Source organism: Amycolatopsis sp. NPDC033938 (assembly GCF_055575975.1).
Genome location: NZ_JBVIRO010000011.1, coordinates 108,971 through 128,764, shown reverse-complemented (window position 1 = coordinate 128,764; position 19,794 = coordinate 108,971). Strand labels below are relative to the sequence as shown.

Annotated in this window: 20 protein-coding genes; 8 read left to right on the top strand and 12 right to left on the bottom strand. The window is 69.0% G+C overall.

All coding sequences use genetic code 11. The annotated features are described in order from the left end of the window. Positions 1-2: 2 nt before the first annotated feature. A complete protein-coding gene (locus ACZ5ZX_RS25950; protein ID WP_465504580.1) occupies positions 3-1,292 on the top strand; it encodes an O-acetylhomoserine aminocarboxypropyltransferase/cysteine synthase family protein in 1,290 nt (429 codons plus the stop codon). After that, positions 1,289-1,765, top strand: coding sequence for a CoA-binding protein (locus ACZ5ZX_RS25945; RefSeq protein WP_465504579.1), 477 nt, complete (start codon positions 1,289-1,291; stop codon positions 1,763-1,765). Before ACZ5ZX_RS25950 ends, ACZ5ZX_RS25945 begins: the two co-directional genes overlap by 4 nt. 4 nt (positions 1,766-1,769) lie before the next feature. On the opposite strand, the gene ACZ5ZX_RS25940 is transcribed toward ACZ5ZX_RS25945, so the two are convergent. Continuing rightward, a complete protein-coding gene (locus tag ACZ5ZX_RS25940) occupies positions 1,770-3,887 on the bottom strand; it encodes a DNRLRE domain-containing protein (protein ID WP_465504578.1) in 2,118 nt (705 codons plus the stop codon). Positions 3,888-3,995: 108 nt separating this feature from the next. On the opposite strand from ACZ5ZX_RS25940, the gene ACZ5ZX_RS25935 reads away from it, so the two are divergent. Further along, the gene (locus ACZ5ZX_RS25935) at positions 3,996-4,172 is read left to right on the top strand and encodes a hypothetical protein (RefSeq protein WP_465504577.1); all 177 of its coding nucleotides are present in this window, start codon (positions 3,996-3,998) and stop codon (positions 4,170-4,172) included. 12 nt (positions 4,173-4,184) lie between these two features. Here the strand turns inward: ACZ5ZX_RS25935 and alc are convergent, their stop codons facing one another. Then, positions 4,185-5,201 (bottom strand): allantoicase, encoded by a 1,017-nt coding sequence (gene alc, locus ACZ5ZX_RS25930; protein WP_465504576.1) that lies wholly within the window; start codon positions 5,199-5,201, stop codon positions 4,185-4,187. A gap of 1 nt (position 5,202) precedes the next feature. After that, entirely contained in the window at positions 5,203-6,531 is a 1,329-nt protein-coding gene (gene allB / locus ACZ5ZX_RS25925) for an allantoinase AllB (protein ID WP_465504575.1), read from the bottom strand. A gap of 103 nt (positions 6,532-6,634) precedes the next feature. On the opposite strand from allB, the gene ACZ5ZX_RS25920 reads away from it, so the two are divergent. From ACZ5ZX_RS25920 to pucL, 4 genes are read left to right on the top strand one after another with little or no spacing between them, the layout of a single operon-like run. After that, positions 6,635-7,132 (top strand): helix-turn-helix domain-containing protein, encoded by a 498-nt coding sequence (locus ACZ5ZX_RS25920; protein ID WP_465504574.1) that lies wholly within the window; start codon positions 6,635-6,637, stop codon positions 7,130-7,132. A 58-nt stretch (positions 7,133-7,190) separates the two neighbouring features. After that, positions 7,191-7,682, top strand: a complete 492-nt coding sequence (uraD, locus tag ACZ5ZX_RS25915) for a 2-oxo-4-hydroxy-4-carboxy-5-ureidoimidazoline decarboxylase (protein WP_465504573.1) — start codon at positions 7,191-7,193, stop codon at positions 7,680-7,682. Continuing rightward, on the top strand, positions 7,679-7,996 hold the full coding sequence (gene uraH, locus ACZ5ZX_RS25910) for a hydroxyisourate hydrolase (protein ID WP_465504572.1): 318 nt from the start codon (positions 7,679-7,681) through the stop codon (positions 7,994-7,996). The genes uraD and uraH overlap by 4 nt, the downstream gene beginning before the upstream one ends. A 6-nt stretch (positions 7,997-8,002) precedes the next feature. Further along, positions 8,003-8,881: a factor-independent urate hydroxylase gene (pucL, locus tag ACZ5ZX_RS25905; protein ID WP_465504571.1), complete on the top strand. Its 879-nt coding sequence runs from the start codon at positions 8,003-8,005 to the stop codon at positions 8,879-8,881. On the opposite strand, the gene ACZ5ZX_RS25900 is transcribed toward pucL, so the two are convergent. Together ACZ5ZX_RS25900 and ACZ5ZX_RS25895 are read right to left on the bottom strand one after the other, a co-directional pair. Then, positions 8,878-10,359, bottom strand: coding sequence for an alpha/beta hydrolase (locus ACZ5ZX_RS25900; RefSeq protein WP_465504570.1), 1,482 nt, complete (start codon positions 10,357-10,359; stop codon positions 8,878-8,880). The genes pucL and ACZ5ZX_RS25900 overlap by 4 nt on opposite strands. 113 nt (positions 10,360-10,472) lie before the next feature. Beyond that, the gene (locus ACZ5ZX_RS25895) at positions 10,473-11,471 is read right to left on the bottom strand and encodes an SGNH/GDSL hydrolase family protein (protein ID WP_465504569.1); all 999 of its coding nucleotides are present in this window, start codon (positions 11,469-11,471) and stop codon (positions 10,473-10,475) included. A 132-nt stretch (positions 11,472-11,603) separates the two neighbouring features. On the opposite strand from ACZ5ZX_RS25895, the gene ACZ5ZX_RS25890 reads away from it, so the two are divergent. Next, positions 11,604-12,173 (top strand): TetR/AcrR family transcriptional regulator, encoded by a 570-nt coding sequence (locus ACZ5ZX_RS25890; protein ID WP_465504568.1) that lies wholly within the window; start codon positions 11,604-11,606, stop codon positions 12,171-12,173. Positions 12,174-12,337: 164 nt separating this feature from the next. Here the strand turns inward: ACZ5ZX_RS25890 and ACZ5ZX_RS25885 are convergent, their stop codons facing one another. Genes ACZ5ZX_RS25885 through ACZ5ZX_RS25855 form a run of 7 tightly spaced genes read right to left on the bottom strand, consistent with a single transcriptional unit; the run spans position 12,338 to position 19,663 of the window. After that, positions 12,338-12,709: an allophanate hydrolase-related protein gene (locus ACZ5ZX_RS25885; RefSeq protein ID WP_465504567.1), complete on the bottom strand. Its 372-nt coding sequence runs from the start codon at positions 12,707-12,709 to the stop codon at positions 12,338-12,340. Beyond that, on the bottom strand, positions 12,700-14,142 hold the full coding sequence (locus ACZ5ZX_RS25880; RefSeq protein ID WP_465504566.1) for an NCS2 family permease: 1,443 nt from the start codon (positions 14,140-14,142) through the stop codon (positions 12,700-12,702). The genes ACZ5ZX_RS25885 and ACZ5ZX_RS25880 overlap by 10 nt, the downstream gene beginning before the upstream one ends. A gap of 34 nt (positions 14,143-14,176) precedes the next feature. Further along, positions 14,177-14,671 carry a nucleoside deaminase gene (locus ACZ5ZX_RS25875; protein ID WP_465504565.1) on the bottom strand — a complete coding sequence of 165 codons (495 nt, stop codon included), beginning with the start codon at positions 14,669-14,671 and terminating at the stop codon, positions 14,177-14,179. A gap of 33 nt (positions 14,672-14,704) precedes the next feature. Next, positions 14,705-16,990 (bottom strand): xanthine dehydrogenase subunit D, encoded by a 2,286-nt coding sequence (gene pucD / locus ACZ5ZX_RS25870; protein WP_465504564.1) that lies wholly within the window; start codon positions 16,988-16,990, stop codon positions 14,705-14,707. Next, a complete protein-coding gene (locus ACZ5ZX_RS25865; protein ID WP_465504563.1) occupies positions 16,987-18,336 on the bottom strand; it encodes an 8-oxoguanine deaminase in 1,350 nt (449 codons plus the stop codon). The genes pucD and ACZ5ZX_RS25865 overlap by 4 nt, the downstream gene beginning before the upstream one ends. Beyond that, a complete protein-coding gene (locus tag ACZ5ZX_RS25860) occupies positions 18,333-18,803 on the bottom strand; it encodes a (2Fe-2S)-binding protein (RefSeq protein ID WP_465504562.1) in 471 nt (156 codons plus the stop codon). The genes ACZ5ZX_RS25865 and ACZ5ZX_RS25860 overlap by 4 nt, the downstream gene beginning before the upstream one ends. Then, the gene (locus ACZ5ZX_RS25855) at positions 18,794-19,663 is read right to left on the bottom strand and encodes an FAD binding domain-containing protein (protein ID WP_465504561.1); all 870 of its coding nucleotides are present in this window, start codon (positions 19,661-19,663) and stop codon (positions 18,794-18,796) included. The genes ACZ5ZX_RS25860 and ACZ5ZX_RS25855 overlap by 10 nt, the downstream gene beginning before the upstream one ends. Between the last annotated feature and the right edge of the window lie 131 nt (positions 19,664-19,794).

Here is a 19,794-nt window from a genome sequence, read left to right as displayed (position 1 = left end):
CGATGAGTGAACGCACCTGGGGCTTCCGCACCCGCGCCCTGCACGCGGGCGGGACGCCCGATCCCGCGACCGGCGCCCGCGCCGTGCCCATCTACCAGACCACGAGCTTCGTGTTCGAAGACGCGGCCGACGCGGCGAACCTGTTCGCGCTGCAGAAGTACGGCAACGTCTACAGCCGTATCGGCAACCCGACGGTCGCGGCCTTCGAGGAACGCTTGGCCAGCCTCGAAGGCGCGATCGGCGGGGTCGCCACCAGCAGCGGCCAGGCGGCCGAGTTCTTGACCTTCTCCGCGCTCGCCGAGGCAGGCGACCACATCGTCTCCGCCGGGGGACTCTACGGCGGGACGGTCACCCAGCTCACCGGGACGCTGCGCCGCTTCGGCATCGAGACCACCTTCGTCAACGGAGACCGCATCGAGGACTACGCGGCCGCGATCACCGACCGGACGAAACTGGTCTTCACCGAGATCATCGGCAATCCGGGCGGTGGGATCGCCGACATCGCCGCGCTGGCGGAACTCGCGCACTCACACGACATCCCGCTGGTCGTCGACGCCACCCTCGCGACGCCGTACCTGTGCCGCCCCATCGAACACGGCGCGGACATCGTGCTGCATTCGGCGACGAAGTTCCTCGGCGGGCACGGGACCACGCTGGGCGGGGTCGTCGTCGAATCCGGGAAGTTCGACTGGGGCAACGGGAAGTTCCCGCGGATGACCGAGACCGTCGAGAGCTACGGCGGCCTCAAGTACTGGGAGAACTTCGGCGAGTACGCCTTCTGCACCCGGCTCCGTGCCGAGCAGTTGCGCGATATCGGCGCCGTCCTCTCCCCGCATTCGGCCTTCCTGCTGCTGCAAGGGGTCGAGACCCTGCCGCAGCGGATGGACGCCCACGTCGCCAACGCGCGAGCCGTCGCCGAGTACCTCGCGGCGGATCCGCGGGTGGCGTGGGTCAACTACGCGGGACTGCCCGATCATCCGCATCACGACCGCGCGAAGAAGTACCTCCCCGCCGGGCCGGGCGCGGTGTTCTCCTTCGGCGTCGACGGCGGTCGTGGGGCGGGCGAGACGTTCGTGAACTCCGTGGAACTGCTGTCGCATCTGGCGAACGTCGGCGACGCGCGGACGCTGGTCATCCATCCGGCGTCCACCACCCATCAGCAGCTTTCTCAAGACCAGTTGCGCGCGGCGGGTGTCGGCCCGGACCTGATCCGCCTGTCGATCGGGCTGGAGGACGTCGACGACATCCTGTGGGACCTCGATCAGGCACTCGGCAAGGCGGTGGCGGGATGAGTTACGACGTCGGCGCCGTCGAGCGCCGCCGCATCCTTTCGCGGACGAAATCGGTGACCATCGTCGGCGCCTCGAACAATCCGGCGCGGCCGAGCTTCTTCGTCGCGACGTACCTGCTCTCGTCCAGCAAGTACCAGGTGAACTTCGTGAACCCGCGGCTGGAGGAACTCCTCGGGCAGCCGGTGTACCCCTCGTTGGCCGACGTGCCCGGCGAGGTCGACCTGGTCAGCGTGTTCCGCAAGCACGACGACCTCCCCGGCGTCGCCGAGGAGGTCGTCAAGGCCGGAGCGCGCACGCTCTGGCTGCAGCTGGGCCTGTGGCACGAACCGGTCGCCGACCAGGCCATGGAAGCCGGACTGGACGTCGTGATGAACCGCTGCGTGAAGATCGAGCACGCCCGGTTCGCCGGTGGGCTCCACCTCGCCGGTTTCAACACCGGCGTGATCAGCTCACGACGTCAGTCCGCTCCCTGAGGCGCTACTCGGCCGCGGTGTTCACCGTGAACGGCAGCCACTGCACCGTGACGCCGTTCGCCGGGGAAACCGGCATCCGCCAGTTCTGGCAGCCGCGTCCGGGAATCCGGTCCCAGATGAACAGCGGCGCCCCTTGGGTCCCGGTGCAGCCCTGGTCCAGCAGCTTGCCCGCGTTCTGGACGGCGAACCGATACACCCCCGTGCCGACGGTCTGCGGTTCGATCGTCCACTTCTGGCACGCGCCCGCCACCCGGTCGTAGGTGGTCACCGGGTTCCCGCTGGCCGTACTGCAGCCGGTGTTGTCCAGTACCTGCCCGGAATGCTTGGCACGGAACTGGTAGAAGCCGTCACCGGTGCCCCACGGGAAGAACTTCTGGCAGTCCGCGCCGTTCGACGGCCACTGCTGCACCTTGGTCCCGTTGTTCCAGCCGCACGCGGCGACGTCGGCGTAGAGCCCGCTCGACACCGCTTGCAGCGAGACCCAGGCGTCGTCGCCGAACTCACCACCAGGATCGAACGTGGTGGCCCGGAACCGGTAGCTGTGGTTCTCCTGCAGCAATCCCGGCGGCACCGTCCAGGTCGCGGCGGTACCGGAGGGGACGTCCCACGCCCAGTAGTCCGCGATCATCGTTTCGCCTTCATAGACGTAGAAGACCGCGGTGACGTTGCCACCGTCAGGGTCCGTCGGCGTGAAACGCAACGTCGGGGTGAGGGACTTCGTGTAGGTGACGCCGCCGGAGTCGACCCGGTCCGAGATGTCGTGCCCGGCGGCCGGGTTCGGCCGCTGGTTCCGGTACGTCACCTCGATGTACGGCGACTTGCCACCCTCGCTGGACGAGAACTTCTTCCAGCCGAACGAATCCGACTCGTCCTCCGCCTTCAGCACCATCGAACCGGTCGCGGTACCCGCGCCCGCCCAGGCGCCGACCAGGTTCCCGATCGGGGTCCGGACCCAATCCGCCGCGCAGGCCGAGCTGTAGCCGCGGGTCGCGTTCGTCGTCGCCCACCGGTTGTAGGGCGCCGGCTGGTTCGCCCACCGGGTACCCGAGTTGACCTGTTCGGTGTCCCAGATCTCCCAGTTGCGCGGGGAGCACGAGTAGGAATGGTTGGCCCACAACGACAACGTGGCCGATTCGATCTCTGCGCCGCGGAACCGCGACACGTCGAAGTGGAGATACGACCGGGCCTTCGTGGCTCCGCCGTCGAAGGTGCCGATGCGGAGCTCGGTGGCACCCGACTGGTCGGTGGTCGCGATGTTCGACTGCGTGAAGGTGTCGAAGTTCGTCCACACCGAGACACCGGGATCGACGATGACCGGATAGGCCCGCGCCGGGTCGGCGAAATACCCCGCGTCCGGTGTCACGTCGAGGCCGAGGGTGCCCCGTTCCTTGGCGGCCATCACCTTCCCGACCTTGACCTTCGCGGCGGGGTCACCGCTGCGCTGGTCGATCCGCGAGTCCCACATCTCGGCGGCCGGCACGCTGCCGGCCACCGCGCCGGACGCGGTGACCAGTTGTGTGTTCCCGTCGGCGTCGGTGCGGGTGGTGAGCCCCGTGGCTCGCAGCGGCAGGGTGAACGTCAGCGCGCGGTCGGGCCGCCGCTTCACGACGAAGAACTGCTCGAAGCCGGTCCGGGTGGCCTTGACCTGCAGGTCGACGCCGGGCTGAACCTCCGGATAGGTGGCGACCTCACCGGTCAGGACCGGCTCGGGCAGCGCGCCCGGATACTGCAGGGCGACCTTGCCGTCCCTGCTCTGTACAGCGGCGAGATCCCCGCCCTTGCCGGTCGCGCCGGCCAGCACGAGATCACGGGGATGCGCCTTCGACCGGATCAAGCCGTCAGCGCTCTTCACCAGGGTGAGGTCGACCGGAACCCAGTCACCGCCGCGGCGGACGTGGACCGGACCGCCGTGCACCTGGGTGGTGCGGGAGCCGTCGGGATTGGCGAAGGTGGACGAGTTCTCGGTGCGTTCCGAGAGCATCTCCACCGGTTTGTTCTGCGAGCGCGCCTCGGATTCGGGCGACGTCGCCTGCGCGGGAGCGGCGAACACGGCGCTCCCGGCCAGACACGCGGCGAACAGCACGAGGCCCCGCCGCGGGATTCTTCGAGTTCGGGTCTGCACTTCGATCTCCCCAGGAAAGTGGGTGAAGTTGACATGTCGCTTACGCATGTCACACCCGTGGGGTTGCCCGCCGCTCGAAAAAATCCGGCCGCGTGAGAGGGTGGCCCCATGGCCAAACCGACGCCGCTGCAGCTCAGGAACATCGTCATGGCACTGCTCATGGCCGCTGCCCTGGTGTGGAACCTGTCCATCGGCGGCGCGTGGTGGCTCACCGCGATCTTCTCGGTGGGTATCGTCCTCTCGGCGTTCTCCGCGTACCTGAACCGGCCGGGCGCGCGCCCCTGACCCCGCGTTTCGTCAGGAGCGCGAGGCCTCGAAGCGCGAAGCGACGTCTGCGCGGCCCCGATCGGTCAGGGCACCGAAGAGGCGCAGGCGCGCCATGCCGCCATCGGGATAGATGTCGAGCCGCACCTCGGTCACCTCAGGCCCCTCGGCGAGCGCGAACCGGTGCCGGGTGTCCGGCTGCAGGCGCGTCTTCGGCAGCAGCTCGACCCACTCGTCGTCGCCGTCCCGCCCGCTCAACGCCGCCCAGCCCGGCGCGTTGCCCTTGAGGTTGCTGTTGTCCAGCTCGGCGAACCGGACGATTCCCGCGCCGGCGAGCCGGACGGTGACCCAGTCGTTCCCGTCGTCCCGGCGCCGCGCCGTCTCCCAGCCTTCGGCCTGATGCGCCGCCAGCCCCGGCGAGAACAGGTTGTTGGGCGAGGAATAGAACATGTTGCTGCATCCGGTGACCACCGCGCCGTTCTCCAGCGCAGCGAGGTCGAGCGCGCCCAGGTCCAGCAGGCGCGGATCCGGGATCGGCGTGCCGTGCACCCGCAGGCGGGCGACCCCGCCGTCGGGATGCATGGTCAGCCGGACGTGCGTGTAGCGCTTGCTCCCGCCGATCTCGAAGAAGTTCTCCGTGTGCCCCGCGGCCGCGCCGCGTTTCACCAGGACGTCCCAGTCCCTTTCGGACAGTTCGGCGGCGCTGGGGTAGCCCTCGGCCGCGCACGCCTCGACCGAGACGAACGGCGGGTAGTTCCCCTTGAAGAAGGCGGTGTCGACGATGACGCCGGTGATCGCGCCCGCCAGCCCGAGCCGGACGATGGCCTGGTCGTCGCCGGGTTCACGATGCCGCCGGGTCTCCCAGCCGTCGTAGACCTGCCCTTTGGGCCCGAAGGTCTCCGCCCGGTGCGCGGGCGTCCAGGGGTTGACCAGGTTCTCCTTCTCGGCGAACAACTCGTCCGTCGCCCACATCACGGTCCCGCCGAACTTGCGCGAGGCCAGGTCGGGCAGTGCTGTCCACTCAGGACGGTCGTTCACGGTCTCTCCCATCTCAGCATTCTCCCCGGGTCAGCAGGACGCCCGCCGGGTCTTCACCGGTGATCTCCTCGCCACGCAACCACGTACTCCGGACGACACCGGCGAGCGGACGCCCGTGATAGGCGCTGACCGGATTGCGATGCTTCAGTTTCGCGACGTCGACGACGAACGCCTCGTCGGGCGCGAACACGCTGAAGTCGGCGTCGTAGCCGGGCGCGAGGTGCCCCTTGCGGCGCATTCCCGCCTGTTTGGCCGGATGTTCGGCCATCCAGCGGACGACGTCGGTGAGCGCGAAGCCGCGCTGCCGCGCCTGCGTCCAGACGGCGGGCAGTCCGAGCTGCAGTCCGGCGATCCCGCCCCAGGCGAGCCCGAAGTCACCGCTGTCGAAGCGTTTCAGCTCGGGTGTGCACGGCGAATGGTCGGTCACCACACAGTCGATGACGCCGTCCGCGAGCCCGCGCCACAGCAGTTCGCGGTTGCCCGCCTCGCGGATCGGCGGGCAGCACTTGAACTGCGTGGCGCCGTCGCCGATCTCCTCCGCGGTGAAACTCAGGTAGTGCGGACAGGTCTCGGCGGTCAGCCGGACGCCGTCGCGCCGCGCGCTCTCGACCATCGGCAGCGCGTCCGAAGAGGACAGATGCAGGATGTGCGCGCGCACGCCGGTTTTCCTGGCGAGTTCGATGACCTGGGCGATCGCCACGTTCTCCGCGCCACGCGGGCGCGAACGCAGGAAGTCGTCGTATTTCTCGCCGTGCGGGTCGGGTGCGTGATCGATCGCCTCGGAGTCCTCCGCGTGCACGATGATCATGCCGTCGAAGGTCCGCAGCTCGGTCATCGCCTCTTCGAGCCCGCGCGCGTCCAGCGGCGGGAACTCGTCGACGCCGGAATGCAGCAGGAAGGACTTGAAGCCGAACACCCCGGCCTCATGCAGCCCGCGCAGCTCCGCGAGATTGCCCGGGATCGCCCCGCCCCAGAAGCCGACGTCGACGTGCACGCGCCCCTCGGCGGTCTTGCGCTTCACCTCCAGCGCCGCGACGTCGACCGTCGGCGGCAGGCTGTTCAGCGGCATGTCCACGATCGTGGTGACCCCGCCGGCCGCGGCCGCGCGCGTCGCCGAAGCGAACCCCTCCCACTCGGTGCGGCCCGGGTCGTTGACGTGCACGTGGGTGTCCACGAGACCCGGGAGAAGGACCACGTCCTCACCGAGTTCGAGCACCCGGTCGCCGTCCAGCGCGGCACCCGCCGGTTCCACCGCGACGATGCGGCCGCCTTCGACACCGACCGTCGCGGGCACCTCACCGGCGGCGGTTATCGCCCTGGCGGCCTTGATCACCAAGTCCATTAAAGCCTCCAACTTCCACTGAGTGGAATCGAGGTTTCACACTCCGACATTAACTCTGGCCACTGTGCTCGTCAATGAGCCCGGGCGGCGCTACCTTCGCCTGGTGCAGTTAGAAGCCGAGTTCACCAGCGAACCTTTCCACGGCGAGGGCCCGCCACCCGAGCATGCCGTCAAAGCACGCGACAAGGCGGAGGACGCGGGCCTGTCCACCGACTTCGGCCCGCTCGGCACCCTCGTCCGCGGTGACGCCGACATCCTGCTCGACGCGCTGCCCGCCATCGCCAGGGCGGCACTGGACGGCGGCGCGACCCGCGTGACCCTCCAGCTCCGCCAGATCGGCGACGACGAGACGGCCGAACCCGCCGCCGAATCGCGCAATGCCCTCGAACTGCATAACGCACTCGCCCGCCTCATCGGCGACGTCGAACGCGAACTCGGCGGCAAGCTCGACACCCTCGACCGCGCCGCCAAGCAACGCGCGGTACGGCTGCTCAAGGAACGCGGCGCGTTCGGCCTCCGCAAATCGGTGTCGACCGTCGCCGAGGCACTGGGGGTCACGAGGTTCACGGTCTACAACTACCTCAACCGCGACCAAGACTGAAGAGCGATTTCAACAAAATGTTGACGACGGTGGATCCGTCGCCGTACCGTCCATTCCCGTGCCGCTGACCATCCGAGAGTTCAACCAGGCGCCCGCACAGGACGTCCGGCCGGTGCTGACCGCCTGCCTCGACGTCCCGCGCTGGGTGGAAACCCTGCTGGCCAGGCGCCCCTACGCCGATCTGACCGCCTTGCTCGCCACGGCCGAGGCGCTCACCCCGCTTCGCCCGGAGGAGATCCGGCAGGCGATGGCCGCCCATCCCCGGATCGGGGAGAAAGCGGGCGGCGAGAGCACCGAGGCGGGCTGGTCGCGGTCGGAACAGTCCGGTGTGGACGGTGACGCCGCGCGCGAGTTCGCCGCGGCCAACGCGGAGTACGAAGCCGCGTTCGGGCACGTCTTCCTGGTGTGCGCGAGCGGCCGGAGCGGCGCCGAACTGCTGGAGAACCTCCGGTCACGGCTGTCGAACGACCCTGACCAGGAACTCGAAGTCGCCGGCCGCGAGCTGGCCGAGATCGCCGCGTTGCGGCTGGAGAAGGCGGTGATGGCATGAGCCTCGTGACCACACACATTCTCGACACCGCCGCGGGACGACCGGCGGCGGGCGTCGGGGTCCGGCTCGAAACCGGCGCGGGCGAACCCGTCGCCGACGGGCGGACCGACGCCGACGGCCGGATCCGCGACCTCGGCCCGGAGACCCTGGCACCCGGGGTGTACCGGCTGGTCTTCGACACCGGTGCCCACCTCGGCCCGGACGCGTTCTTCCCCGAGATCACCCTGACCTTCCGCATCGCCGACGGGACCGAGCACCACCACGTGCCGTTGCTGCTGAGCCCGTTCGCGTATTCCACCTATCGAGGGAGCTGATCGCCCGTGGCCATCACCCTGGGCCCCAACCAGTACGGCAAGGCCGAAGTCCGGCTCGTCACCGTCCGGCGCGAGGGCAGTGTCCACCACCTCAAGGACCTCACCGTTTCGACGTCGCTGCGCGGCGACCTCGCGGCCACCCACCTCACCGGCGACAACGCCGACGTCGTCGCGACCGACACCCAGAAGAACACCGTCTACGCCTTCGCCAAGGAGGCCCCGGTCGGCGAGATCGAGGACTTCGCCCTGCGTCTCGGGCGGCATTTCGTCGACTCGTTCGACCACATCTCCGGCGCCCGCATCCTTATCGACGAGCACGGCTGGAACCGCATCTCCGGCCACGAGCACGCGTTCTCCCAGGCCGGTAGCGAAAAGCGCACCACCGCGGTGACCGTTCAGGACGGTCAAGCGTGGGTGGTGTCCGGTTTGGACGATCTCGTGGTGCTCAAGTCGACCGGCTCGGAGTTCCACGGTTTCCCACGCGACAAGTACACGACGCTGGCCGAGACGAACGACCGGATCCTCGCGACCGCGGTGACCGCGCGCTGGCGCTACCAGGGTGACGGGATCGACTGGGCCACGAGTCACGCCGAGGTCCGGCGGATCCTGCTGGAGACCTTCGCGGACAAGCACAGCCTCTCCCTGCAGCAGACGCTGTACGCGATGGGAGAGGCTGTGCTCAAGGAGCGCGAAGAGGTCGCCGAAGTCCGGCTGTCCCTGCCGAACAAACACCACTTCCTGGTGGACCTGTCGCCGTTCGGACTGAAGAACGACAACGAGGTCTTCTACGCCGCCGACCGTCCTTACGGTCTGATCGAAGGTGTGGTCCTCCGCGACGACGCCGAGGACGCCGGTCTGGCCTGGCACACCCTCGCCGCGTTTTAAGGCACGGGCAACGGCATCCCGGGGACGCTCTGGTCGGCGGGGACGACCCCGTCGACCAGGAAGGCGTTCACGATCTCGTCCACCGCGGGGTTCCCGTCCGCGTAGAGCCCGTGGTCACCCTCACCGGTCACGGTCAGCATGCGCGAGTTCGCGAACGCGGCGTGTGCCCGCCTGGCGCCCTCGATCGCCGTTGCCGGGTCGTGTTCGGAGTGGACGATCAGCACCGGCGGGACACCTTTGCCGTCCAGCTTCGGCAACGGCCTCGGTTCCTTGTCCCAGAACAGGCACACCGAGGCGTTCAGCGTGCCGCCGCCCGCGAGGAGCAGGCCGTGGTCGAGGTTCCGCTGCGAATCGCGGATGAGCGACTCACGGGTGCCCTTGAAGCGGCCTTCGCCGCAGACGGTGTTCCAGAAGGTGGCGTCCTGCGCGTCGGGGAAGTCACCCGCGGCCTTGGCCCGCGGGTTCGCCGTCGCGGCCTGGACCTTGACCAGCAGATCGGCCAGTGCCGGGAAGGAAGCCTTCTTGTACAGCATGTAGATGATGGCGGTGTCGAGTTCCATCGGCCCCTTCCCGTCGATCGGGTTGCGGGACAAGGCATAACGCACACGCTCGTAGGTCTGCCGGACGTCCTCGCCGCTGGTGCCGAAGTGATACTTGGCGTCGTAGCGCGCCATCCACGGCAGGAAGTCCTGCCGCCAGCGTCGTTCGAAGCCGACCGGTTGCCGGTCGAACGTCTTCTGCCAGTCCGTGGTGAACTCCGTCGAGGAGTCCAGCACGAACCGCCCCGTCCGCTGCGGGAACTGCTGCGCGTAGTGCGCCCCCAGCCAGGTGCCTCCCGAGTAGCCGACCCAGTTGATCTTCTCCCGGCCGAGCAGCACCCGGAGCAGATCGAAGTCCCTGATCGTCTGATACGTGGTGATCAGCGGCCCGAGTTCGCCGCCGGCGTTCTGACAGCTCTTGGCCGCGTGCTCGGCGTTGGCCAGGATCTGGTTCAGGTTGCGCGGATCGCGATCACGCGGGTCCAGCTGCCGGATGGCGTCGACGGCTCCCCGGCAGGTGACGTTGGTGCTCTTGCCGGTCCCGCGTACGTCGATGCCGATGATGTCCTGATGTTCTCGCAGCTTCTCCTGACCGCGGAACATGGTCGGCTGCCACCGGCCCGCCCCGCCCGGCCCACCCGGGTTGGTGAGCAGTGAAGCCGTCGACGGACCGGTCGACTTCAGCCTGCTGATCGCGATCGTCAGGTCCTGGCGCTCGTCCGGCCGATCCCAATCGCGAGGCGTGCGATAGGTCGCGCACTCGAGGCCGCCGATGTCGGTGCCCGGCGGCAACGAGATCAGCTCCTCCTCCGCGCAGGGATGCCAGGCCGGCTTCTGGCCGGCGTAGTGCGGCGGGACGCCCGCCGAAACCGGTGTGGCTCCGGCGAGCAACCCGCTCACGATCACCGGGAGCATCCCGGCGATCAGTAGCCGTTTCATCCGATTCCCCGTTCTTTCCTTGGTTCCCAACGGTTCCCGACGCTAGGGCCGGGCACCGCCCGCGGACATCGACCGCGGGTGGCGCCGGATGGTGAACCAAGGGTTGAGGGGGACTAGGACTTCGGCACGAGTCCCGCCGCCGCGGCCTTGTGCCGGAGTTCGTCCGGAGTGCTCGCGTTCCGCGCGTCCGGCGCCTTCGGCGAGGCCGCGGTCGTTCCGCCGAGGGCCTTGAAGATCAGGTCGGCTTCGGCCTTCATCCCGGCCGCGTACGGGTGGTAGGCCACCGCGCGGAAGAGGTCGGTGTCCTTGCCGCTCACCCAAGCCGCGTCGCCGGCGCAAGCGTCGTGACCGAGGCTGGGGCCGTAGGTGTCGACGTAGCGGGCACCCTGCTTGCGAGCGGCGGTGGAGACGGCCTTGTTGAGAGCGCGCTCGACCTCGTCGGCCCAGGCGTAGTCACCGTCGGCGAACGGGACGACGCCGGGGCAATAACCCTTCGGCGGCACGATGCGCGGGTAGCCGACCAGCATGATGGTGGCGGCGGGAGAGCGCTCGCGGACTCCCTTGACGACCCGTTCGAGGTTCCGCTGGGTGTTCTTGATCGCCGCCAGCAGCGTGTCGGTCCCGTTGATCGTGAAGTGGTCCTTGCACGGCGAGCCCGTCGGGTCCGCGTCGCGCAGGCCGGGGCAGGTGTAGACCAAGCCGCCGAAGACGCCGTAGTCGTTGCCGCCGATGCCGATGGTCACCAGATCGGTGTCCAGGGTCAGTGCCTCGAACTGCGGGGGCACGCTGCCGAGCGCGAGGCTCGGCGAGGGCACCGTCTGCGGGCTGGTCATGTTCGTGGTGTCCGCCGACGAGCAGCTGACGTCGGTGAAGGCGCCGGCCCGGTAGTAGAGCCCGAGCTTCGTGGCGAGCCACGCCGGGTAGTTGTTGTTCGACCGGAAGCACCAGCTCGCCTGCTGCCACGGGATCAGCGGGCCCGCGGTGTACGAGTCGCCGAGTGCGACGTACTTGCGGAAGGACGGTGTCCCGGCGGCGCTCGCCGGCGTCCCGAAACTCGCTAGGGAGATGACTGCCAGCAGGGCGGCGATGGCGAAGCGGGCGGTACGGCGCATGGCGACCTCGTGATCCGTCGTTGGATTCCTCGCCGATCCTGACAAGATCACACCGCCGTCCACAATAGAAGTGAGCATCTTTCACGTTTCAGGGGTGAGACGGCGGTTGATAGAACGCTCTATCATGACGAAGTGACAGGGACCAGGGAACGTATCGTCAACGCCGGCGCCGAACTGCTCCGGCGGAACGGGTACACCGGCACCGGAGTGAAGCAGATCGTCGAGGCGGCGAAGGCGCCTTTCGGCTCGCTGTACCACTTCTTCCCCGGCGGCAAGGAGCAACTCGGCGAAGAGGTCATCCGCACCTCCGGGATGATGTACCTCGCGCTGTTCGACATCTTTTTCGCCGACGAGCCGGATCTGATCCACGGGATCGAGGCTTGCTTCGCCAGCGCGGCCGAAACGCTCCGCGCGACCGACTACGCCGACGCCTGCCCCATCGCGACGGTCGCCCTCGAGGTCGCGAGCACCAACGAAAAACTGCGGGTCGCCACCGCCGACGTCTTCACGGCGTGGATCGACGCGGGCACCGAGAAGCTGGGGAAGTACGGCCTCGAACCCGCGGCCGCGCGACAACTCACGATCGGGCTGGTGAACAGCCTCGAAGGGGCGTTCGTACTGAGCCGGTCACTGCGGAACACCGAGGCGCTCGACGTCGCCGGGCTCTCGACCGTCGCCCTGGCCCGCACCCTGCTCCCGTGAAGGCCTCCTTCCCTACGCTGAGGGTAGGCCTCCGGCAAAGTGAGCCTTTTCATCCTGGTTGTGACTCGGGGGCTGAAGGGCGCTTTCCCCGCATCGCATGCGGGGAAAGCGCCCTTCGCCGCGTGAGATGAGGCGAAGGGCCCCTTCAGCCCCCCGGCGCTAGGTCAGAGGGTCGTGAGATACGCCCGCCAGTCTCCGACTTCGGTGATGTCCGTCAGCTCAGGCGAGTCCACAAAGGACGGACGCAGGACGGTCGCGAGGCAGGCCGCGCCGTCCTCCAGTTCGACGACGCCCAGCTCCAGTTCCGGCGGCTCCGCCGGGACGAGGTGGTCCCGCAGGACCGCGAGCGGCAGGTCGTAGACCTCCCCGACCACGGATCCGGAACCGCCCTCGTACATCGCCGGGAACCGGTCGCCCACCGAGAAATACCGGTACTTCGGCGCCGAACGCGCCACGCAGCACAGCGGCGCGCCCTGCAATTGTTCGTGCAGCGGTCCGCCGCGCATCCCACCGCCGTTGAGGAACATCAGAACCACGACATGATCCCTTCGATCCCGAAGTACACCCCGAACACCGCGGCCAGGATCCCGAGGATCCAGCCGATCTCGCGGATCTTGCCCTTGCAGATCTTGATCAGCACGTAGGCGACCAGCCCGGCGCCGATCCCGTTGGTGATCGAGTAGGTGAACGGGATCAGCGCGATGGTGAGGAACACCGGGATCGCGAAATCCAGGTCCCGCCAGGGAATCCGCGCGCACTGCGCCATCATCATCCCGCCGATGACCACCAGCGCGGGCGCCGCGGCCTGCGCCGGGACGACCGCCGCGATCGGGGTCAGGAACAGCGTCGCGGTGAACAGGCCGCCGGTGACGATACTCGCCAGCCCGGTCCGCGCGCCTTCGCCGACACCGGCCGCCGACTCCAGGAAGACCGTGTTCGGGGCCGATCCGGTGACGCCGCCCGCGAGCGCGCCGGCGCCGTCGACCAGCAGGATCCGGCCCATTCCCTCGACCTTGCCGTCCTTGGTCAGCCCCGCTTCCTCCGAGACGCTGGTGATCGTGCCCATCGCGTCGAAGAACCCGGAAAGCACCAGGGTGAACAGGAACACCGCCGCGGTCACCGCGCCCGCAGACCCGAAGCCGCCGAAGAGATCGATGTCCCCCAGCAGGCTGAAATCGGGATGCGCCACGACCTGGTCGGGCACCTTGGGTTCGACCAGTCCCCAGCCTTCGACGTGGAACACGCTGTTGACGAGCACCGCGAGCCCGGTCGCGACCGCGATGCTGATCAGCACCGCGCCCGGCACGCCGCGGCTCACGAGCACGATCATCAGCAGCAGGCCGAGGCAGAAGATCGCGATCGGCCAGCCCTCCAGATGACCGGCGATCCCCATCCGCACCGGCACCGTCGACTGCGCGGCGTCCGGTGTCCGCGTCACGAATCCGGCGCTGACCAGGCCGACCAGCGCGATGTAGAGCCCGATGCCGACGGTGATCGCGACCTTCAGCGGCATCGGGATGGCGTTGATGATCCGTTCCCGGATCCCGGAAACGGCCATGAACACGATGCAGACGCCTTCGAGGACGACGAGTCCGAAGGCCTGCGCCCACGTCATGGTGGGTGCCATCTGGAAGGCGACGACGCCGTTGACGCCGAGGCCCGCCGCGAGCGCCAGCGGCGCGTTGCCCACGAGGCCCATCAGGATGGTGGTGACCCCCGCCGCCAGCGCGGTCGCGGTGGTGATCGCCTCGGTGCTCAGCCGCGCGCCGGTGATGTCGGCCGACGCGCCGAGGATGAGCGGGTTGAGCAGCACGATGTAACACATCGCGACGAAAGTGGTGATCCCGCCGCGCACTTCGCGGCCGATCGTGCTGCCGCGGTGGGAGATCTTGAACCAGCGGTCGAGCCCGGACAGCCGCCTCGGCTCGGGCGAGGGCAGGTGGGGACGCTCTGTACCTAATTGGGTCATGCCTACTCCACAACGTTGTGGGGCGGGAAGAAAATCAGTAAGCCTTCTTGTCGGGTTTCGACAGCCAGGCCTGGAAAGGCGCGAAAGAGTCCGAAAGGGACAGTTGGCCGACGGGTAGCGACCAGGTCTCACGCGGGCGGGAAAAGAGCTCGTAGAACTCGCGGTCGTCGAAGCCCGCCTCGGCCGCGTCGTGGCGGTCGGCGGCGTAGATCACCTTGCCGACACGCGCCCAGAGCGCGGCGGAGAGACAGAGCGGACAAGGCTCACACGAGGTCACGAGGACGCAGCCGTCGAGTTTGTAGTCGCCGATAGCCTGGCAGGCGGCGCGGATCGCGACCACCTCGGCGTGCGCTGTCGGGTCCAGGGTCGGCGTCACCTGGTTGGTCCCGGTGGCCAGCACCGAACCGTCCCGCACGATCATCGCGCCGAACGGGCCACCGCCGCTTTCGACGTTCGCGGTGGCCAGGCCGACGGCCTCGGTGAGCCATTTCCGCTCGTCGGACTCCGAAATGGACAGACGGGTACCCACAGTTGTGCTCCTAGCTCGAAAAGTACGGTTCTCTCAGGTGCCGGTGAGGTGTTCGGGGCGCACCGGGACCCGGGTGAGCGCGAGCCCGGTGGCCGCGCGGATGGCCGCGACGATCGCCGGGGTGGACGAGATCGTCGGCGGTTCACCGACCCCGCGCAGACCATACGGCGCGTTGGGGTCCGGGCGTTCCAGGACGTCGATGTCCATCGGCGGCATGTCCAGCACGGTCGGGATCAGGTAGTCGGTGAACGACGGGTTGCGGATCTTCCCGTCGACGGTCTGGATCTCCTCCATCACCGCGAGCCCGAGGCCCTGCGCCGACCCGCCCTGGATCTGGCCGAGCACCGCCTGCGGGTTGAGCGCTTTTCCGACGTCCTGCGCGCAATCGAGCGCCACGACCTTGATCAGCCCGAGTTCGGTATCGACGTCCACGACCGCGCGGTGTGCCGCGAAACCGTATTGGACATGCGCGTCGCCCTGTCCCGTCTCCGGATCGATGGGCACGGTCGGGCGGTGCCGCCACTCGACGGTCTCGTCGAAGACCTCGTCGCCGAGGACGTCGGCGAGGTCCGCCAGCACGCTGCCGTCCGCCGAGACGACCTTGTTCCCGACGACGTTCAGCTTCCCGTCCGCGGCGAGTTTGCCCGCCAGATGCTTGTGCAGCCCCGAACGCACCGCCACGCACGCGGCCTGGACGGCGCCGCCGGTGACGTAGCTCTGCCGTGAGGCCGAAGTCGAGCCACCGTTGCCGATGGTGGTGTCCATCGGCAGGATCGTCACCTGCTCGATGCCGAGTTCGGTCCGTACGATCTGCTGCATGATCGTCACCAGCCCCTGGCCGACCTCGCAGGCCGCGGTGTGCACGGTCGCCGCGGGTTCGCCGCCGACGAGTTGCAACCGCACGCGGGCCGTCGAATAGTCGTCGAAGCCTTCGGAGAAGCAGATGTTCTTGATCCCGACCGCGTAACCGACCCCGCGGACGACGCCTTCGCCGTGCGTGGTGTTGGAGACGCCGCCGGGCATCCGGCGCAGGTCGAGCGCCTTGTCCTTGACCGGAAGCGGTTTGGCGCGCAGGCGTTCCAGCAGTTCGGCGACGGGCGCGGCCGAGTCGACCACCTGACCGGTCGGCATGACACTGCCCTCGGCCATCGCGTTGCGGATCCGGAGGTCGACCGGGTCGATGCCACAGGCCTCGGCGAGTTTGTCCATTTGCGACTCGTAGGCGAACGCCGCCTGCACCGCGCCGAACCCGCGCATCGCGCCACAGGGCGGGTTGTTGGTGTACACGCCCCAGCAGTCGACCGAGGCACTGTCCACATTGTACGGACCGACGCCGAGGGTGGCGGCGTTCGCGACCACCGCGCCGGTGGACGAGGCGTACGCGCCCCCGTCCAGGTACAGCTTCGCCTTCACATAGACGAGCCGGCCGTCCTTGTCCGCGCCGTGCTCGTAGTACATCTTCGCGGGGTGGCGGTGCACGTGACCGTAGAAGGATTCCTCGCGGTTGTAGACCATCTTGACCGGCTTGCCGGTGTGCAACGCGAGCAGACAAGCGTGGACCTGGATCGAGAGATCCTCGCGGCCACCGAACGCGCCGCCGACGCCGCCCAGCGTCAGCCGCACCTTGTCCTTGGGCAGGCCCAGCGCCGCGACGATCTGCTGCTGGTCGACGTGAAGCCATTGCGTGGCCACGTAAAGGTCGACGCCGCCCTCGGTGTCCGGGATCGCCATCCCCGACTCGGGGCCGAGGAACGCCTGGTCCTGCATGCCGACCTCGTAGACCCCGGACACCACGACGTCGGCCTTGACCGACTGGTCGCCATGGCGGATCTTGGCGTGCCGCACGACGTTCCCGCCTGGGTGCAGCTCCGCGCCTTCGCCCGCGGCGGCCTTCTCGGAATCCGTCACCGGTTCGAGGACCTCGTAGGAGACCTTGATCCGCTTCATCGCGCGGCGCGCGGTCTCGGGATGATCCGCCGCGACGAGCGCCACCGGCTCGCCCTGGTAGCGCACGACGTCGACGGCGAGCACCGGCTGGTCGGAGTGTTCCAGGCCGTACTTGTTCACCCCGGGCACGTCTTCGTGCGTCAGCACCGCGTAAACCCCTTGCACCGCGAGGGCTTCGGCGATGTCGATGCCGGTGATCCGCGCGTAGGGATGCGGGCTGCGCAAGGTCGCGCCCCACAACATGTCCTCGTGCCACAGGTCCGAGGAGTAGGCGAACTCACCGCGCACCTTGACCGTGCCGTCCGGGCGCCGCGGACTCGTCCCCACCCCGTTGCCGGCGGTGGTCTGGTTGGCCGTCTCAGTCGAGGTCATACCGTCTCCCTCAGCCGGGCGCCGGCCACGGCCAGCTCGCGGGCGATCTCGTCTTCGGATTCCTCGCGTAGCGTCCCGTCGGTCACCACGGTCGCGCCGCCGACGAACAGCCGCGCGATCGGCGGGGTCGCGCCGAGTACCAAGGCTGCGACCGGATCGGTGATCCCGGCGTAGTTCAGGCCGTTGAGGTTCCACACGGCGAGGTCGGCGAGCTTGCCGACCTCGATCGAGCCCAGATCCTTGGCCCGGCCGAGGCAGCGCGCGCCGCCCATCGTGCCCATCCACAACGCCTCGCGCGTGGTCAGCGCCCGCGGCCCGCCGCGCTGCCGCGCCTGCAGCAGCGACTGGTGCAGTTCCTCGCCCAGCCCACCGGATTCGTTGGACGCGGCGCCGTCGGCGCCCAGCCCGACCGGCACCCCGGCGTCGAGCAGCTGCCGGACCGGCGCGATCCCGGCGCCGATCCGCCCGTTGGACGTCGGGCAGTGCGCCGCTCCGGTGCCCGTGGCGCCCATCCGCCGGATGGCTTCCGGGGCGAGGTGGATCGAGTGCGCGAGCCAGACGTCGTCGCCGAGCCAGCCGAGCTTGTCGGCGTACTCGGCGGGTGTGCAGCCCACCTCCGCGAGGCACTGCTTCTCTTCGTCGATCGTCTCGGCGAGATGCGTGTGCAACCGGACTCCCTTGCGCCGCGCGAGTTCCGCCGCACCGGTCATCAGCCGCTCGCTCACCGAGAACGGCGAGCACGGCCCGGCCGCGATCTGCAGATGCGCGCCCGCCGAGTCGTCGTGGAACCGGTTGATCGCGGCCTCGGTACCGAGCAGCGCGGCCTCGGTCTCCTCGACGAGGTTGTCCGGCGGGAGCCCGCCCTGCGACTCACCGCGGTCCATCGAGCCGCGGACCACGTGCAGCCGCACGCCGACGCGGATCCGGGCGGCGGCGAGGGCTTCGACCTGGTCGCCACCGTCACGCGGGAAGACGTAGTGGTGGTCGGCGACGGTGGTGCAGCCGGTGGTGGCGAGCCGGGTGAGCCCCGCCGTGGCCGCCGCGTGCGTGATGTCGGCGTCGAGCCTGCCCCAGACCGGGTAGAGCGCGACGAGCCACTCGAACAGCGTGTGGTCGGCGGCGAGACCGCGCGTGGCCCACTGGTAGAGGTGGTGGTGGGTGTTGATCAGGCCCGGCGTCACCAGGTACCCGGAGCCGTCGATCCGTTCGTCGTACTCGTCCTCGGGTGCCCTGCCGTCGCCGACGGCCGCGATGCGGTCGTTTTCGATGACGACATGGCCCGAGGCGTGCTCGGTGCCCGCTCCATCGACAGTGGCTATCGCGGCGTTCTCGATGACGGTTTTCACGTGCTCGCTCCCCTGGTCGCGGCCAACCGGACGGCGTCGAGGATCTTCTCGTATCCGGTACACCGGCACAGGTTCCCCGCCAGCGCCTCGCGAATCTCCTCGTCGCTCGGCTTTTCGACGCGGTTGAGCAGATCGTGCGCGGCCACGACGAGGCCGGGGGTGCAGAAGCCACATTGGACGGCACCCGCGTCCACAAAGGACTGCTGGACCGGGTCGAGCTCGTCGCCGTCGGCGAGCCCTTCCACGGTGCGGACCTCGCGGCCCTCGACCTGACCGGCCGCGACCAGGCACGAGCACACCGGGACCTCGTCGAGGTACACCGTGCAGGAACCGCATTCGCCCTGCTCACAGGCGTTCTTGGAGCCCGGGAGACCGAGCCGCTCGCGGAGCACGTAGAGCAGGCTCTCGCCTTCCCAGACGTCGTCGGCCTGGCGGGCTTCGCCGTTGATCGTCACGTTCACGCGCACTCGCGTTCACCCTTCTGGAAGTCGTTCCACGCCCAGGTCAGCGTCCGCCGCGCCAGGACGGACAACGCGTGTTTGCGGTAGTCGGCGCTGCCGCGGACGTCGTCGATCGGCGACGACGCCTGGGAGACCAGCTCGCCGAACCGGCGTTTGACCGAATCCGCGACGGACGCCTTGGTGGACCAGGGAAGTTCCGCGGAAAGGAACTCTTCGGCGGCGGTCGCCCGGCGTGGGGTCGGCGCCGCCGAGCCGACCGCCGCGCGGATCTCGCGGGTGTCCAGGTGCAGCGCCAGCGCGAACGAGCAGACCGCGATGACCATCGCGTTGCGCGTCCCCACCTTGGCGAACTGCTGCGGCCCGACGCCGGCGGGCAGGTGGACGGCGGTGATCAGCTCGTCGGGTTCGAGGGCGTTGCGCTTGACGCCGAGGTAGAACTCCTCGGCCGGGATCAGCCGGGTTCCGCGCACGGAAGCGACCTCGACTTCGGCGCCGAGCACGAGCAGCACGGGGTGGGTGTCGCCGGCGGGCGACGCGGCGCCGAGGTTGCCGCCGACGGTGCCGCGGTTGCGGATCTGCGGCGAGCCGACGGTGCGCGAGGCCATCGCCAGCGCGGGGAGAACTTCACCCAGCTCAGCGATCACCCGGACGTAGGGCACCGAGGCGCCGAGCCGGATCCTGCCGTCGGTCTCGGTCCACTCGGCGAGTTCGGTGACGCGGTTGAGATCGAGCAGCGCGCCCGGGCGGCGGTGGTCGAAATTGAGCTCCACCATGACGTCCGTGCCGCCCGCGATGGGCACCGCGTCGGGCCGCTCGGCCTTGACGGCGAGCGCCTCGGTCAGCGAGCTGGGGCGCAGGAAATCCACTCTCGGGCTCCTCGGTTCGGCGGCGGGCTGTGACGGCTGACTCAGTAGACGCCCTCCGCCCGTACGGCGGCAACGGTGCCGAAGCATGAAATCTCCCCAGCACACGCCGGTCGATTTGTGGTTTCCTACAA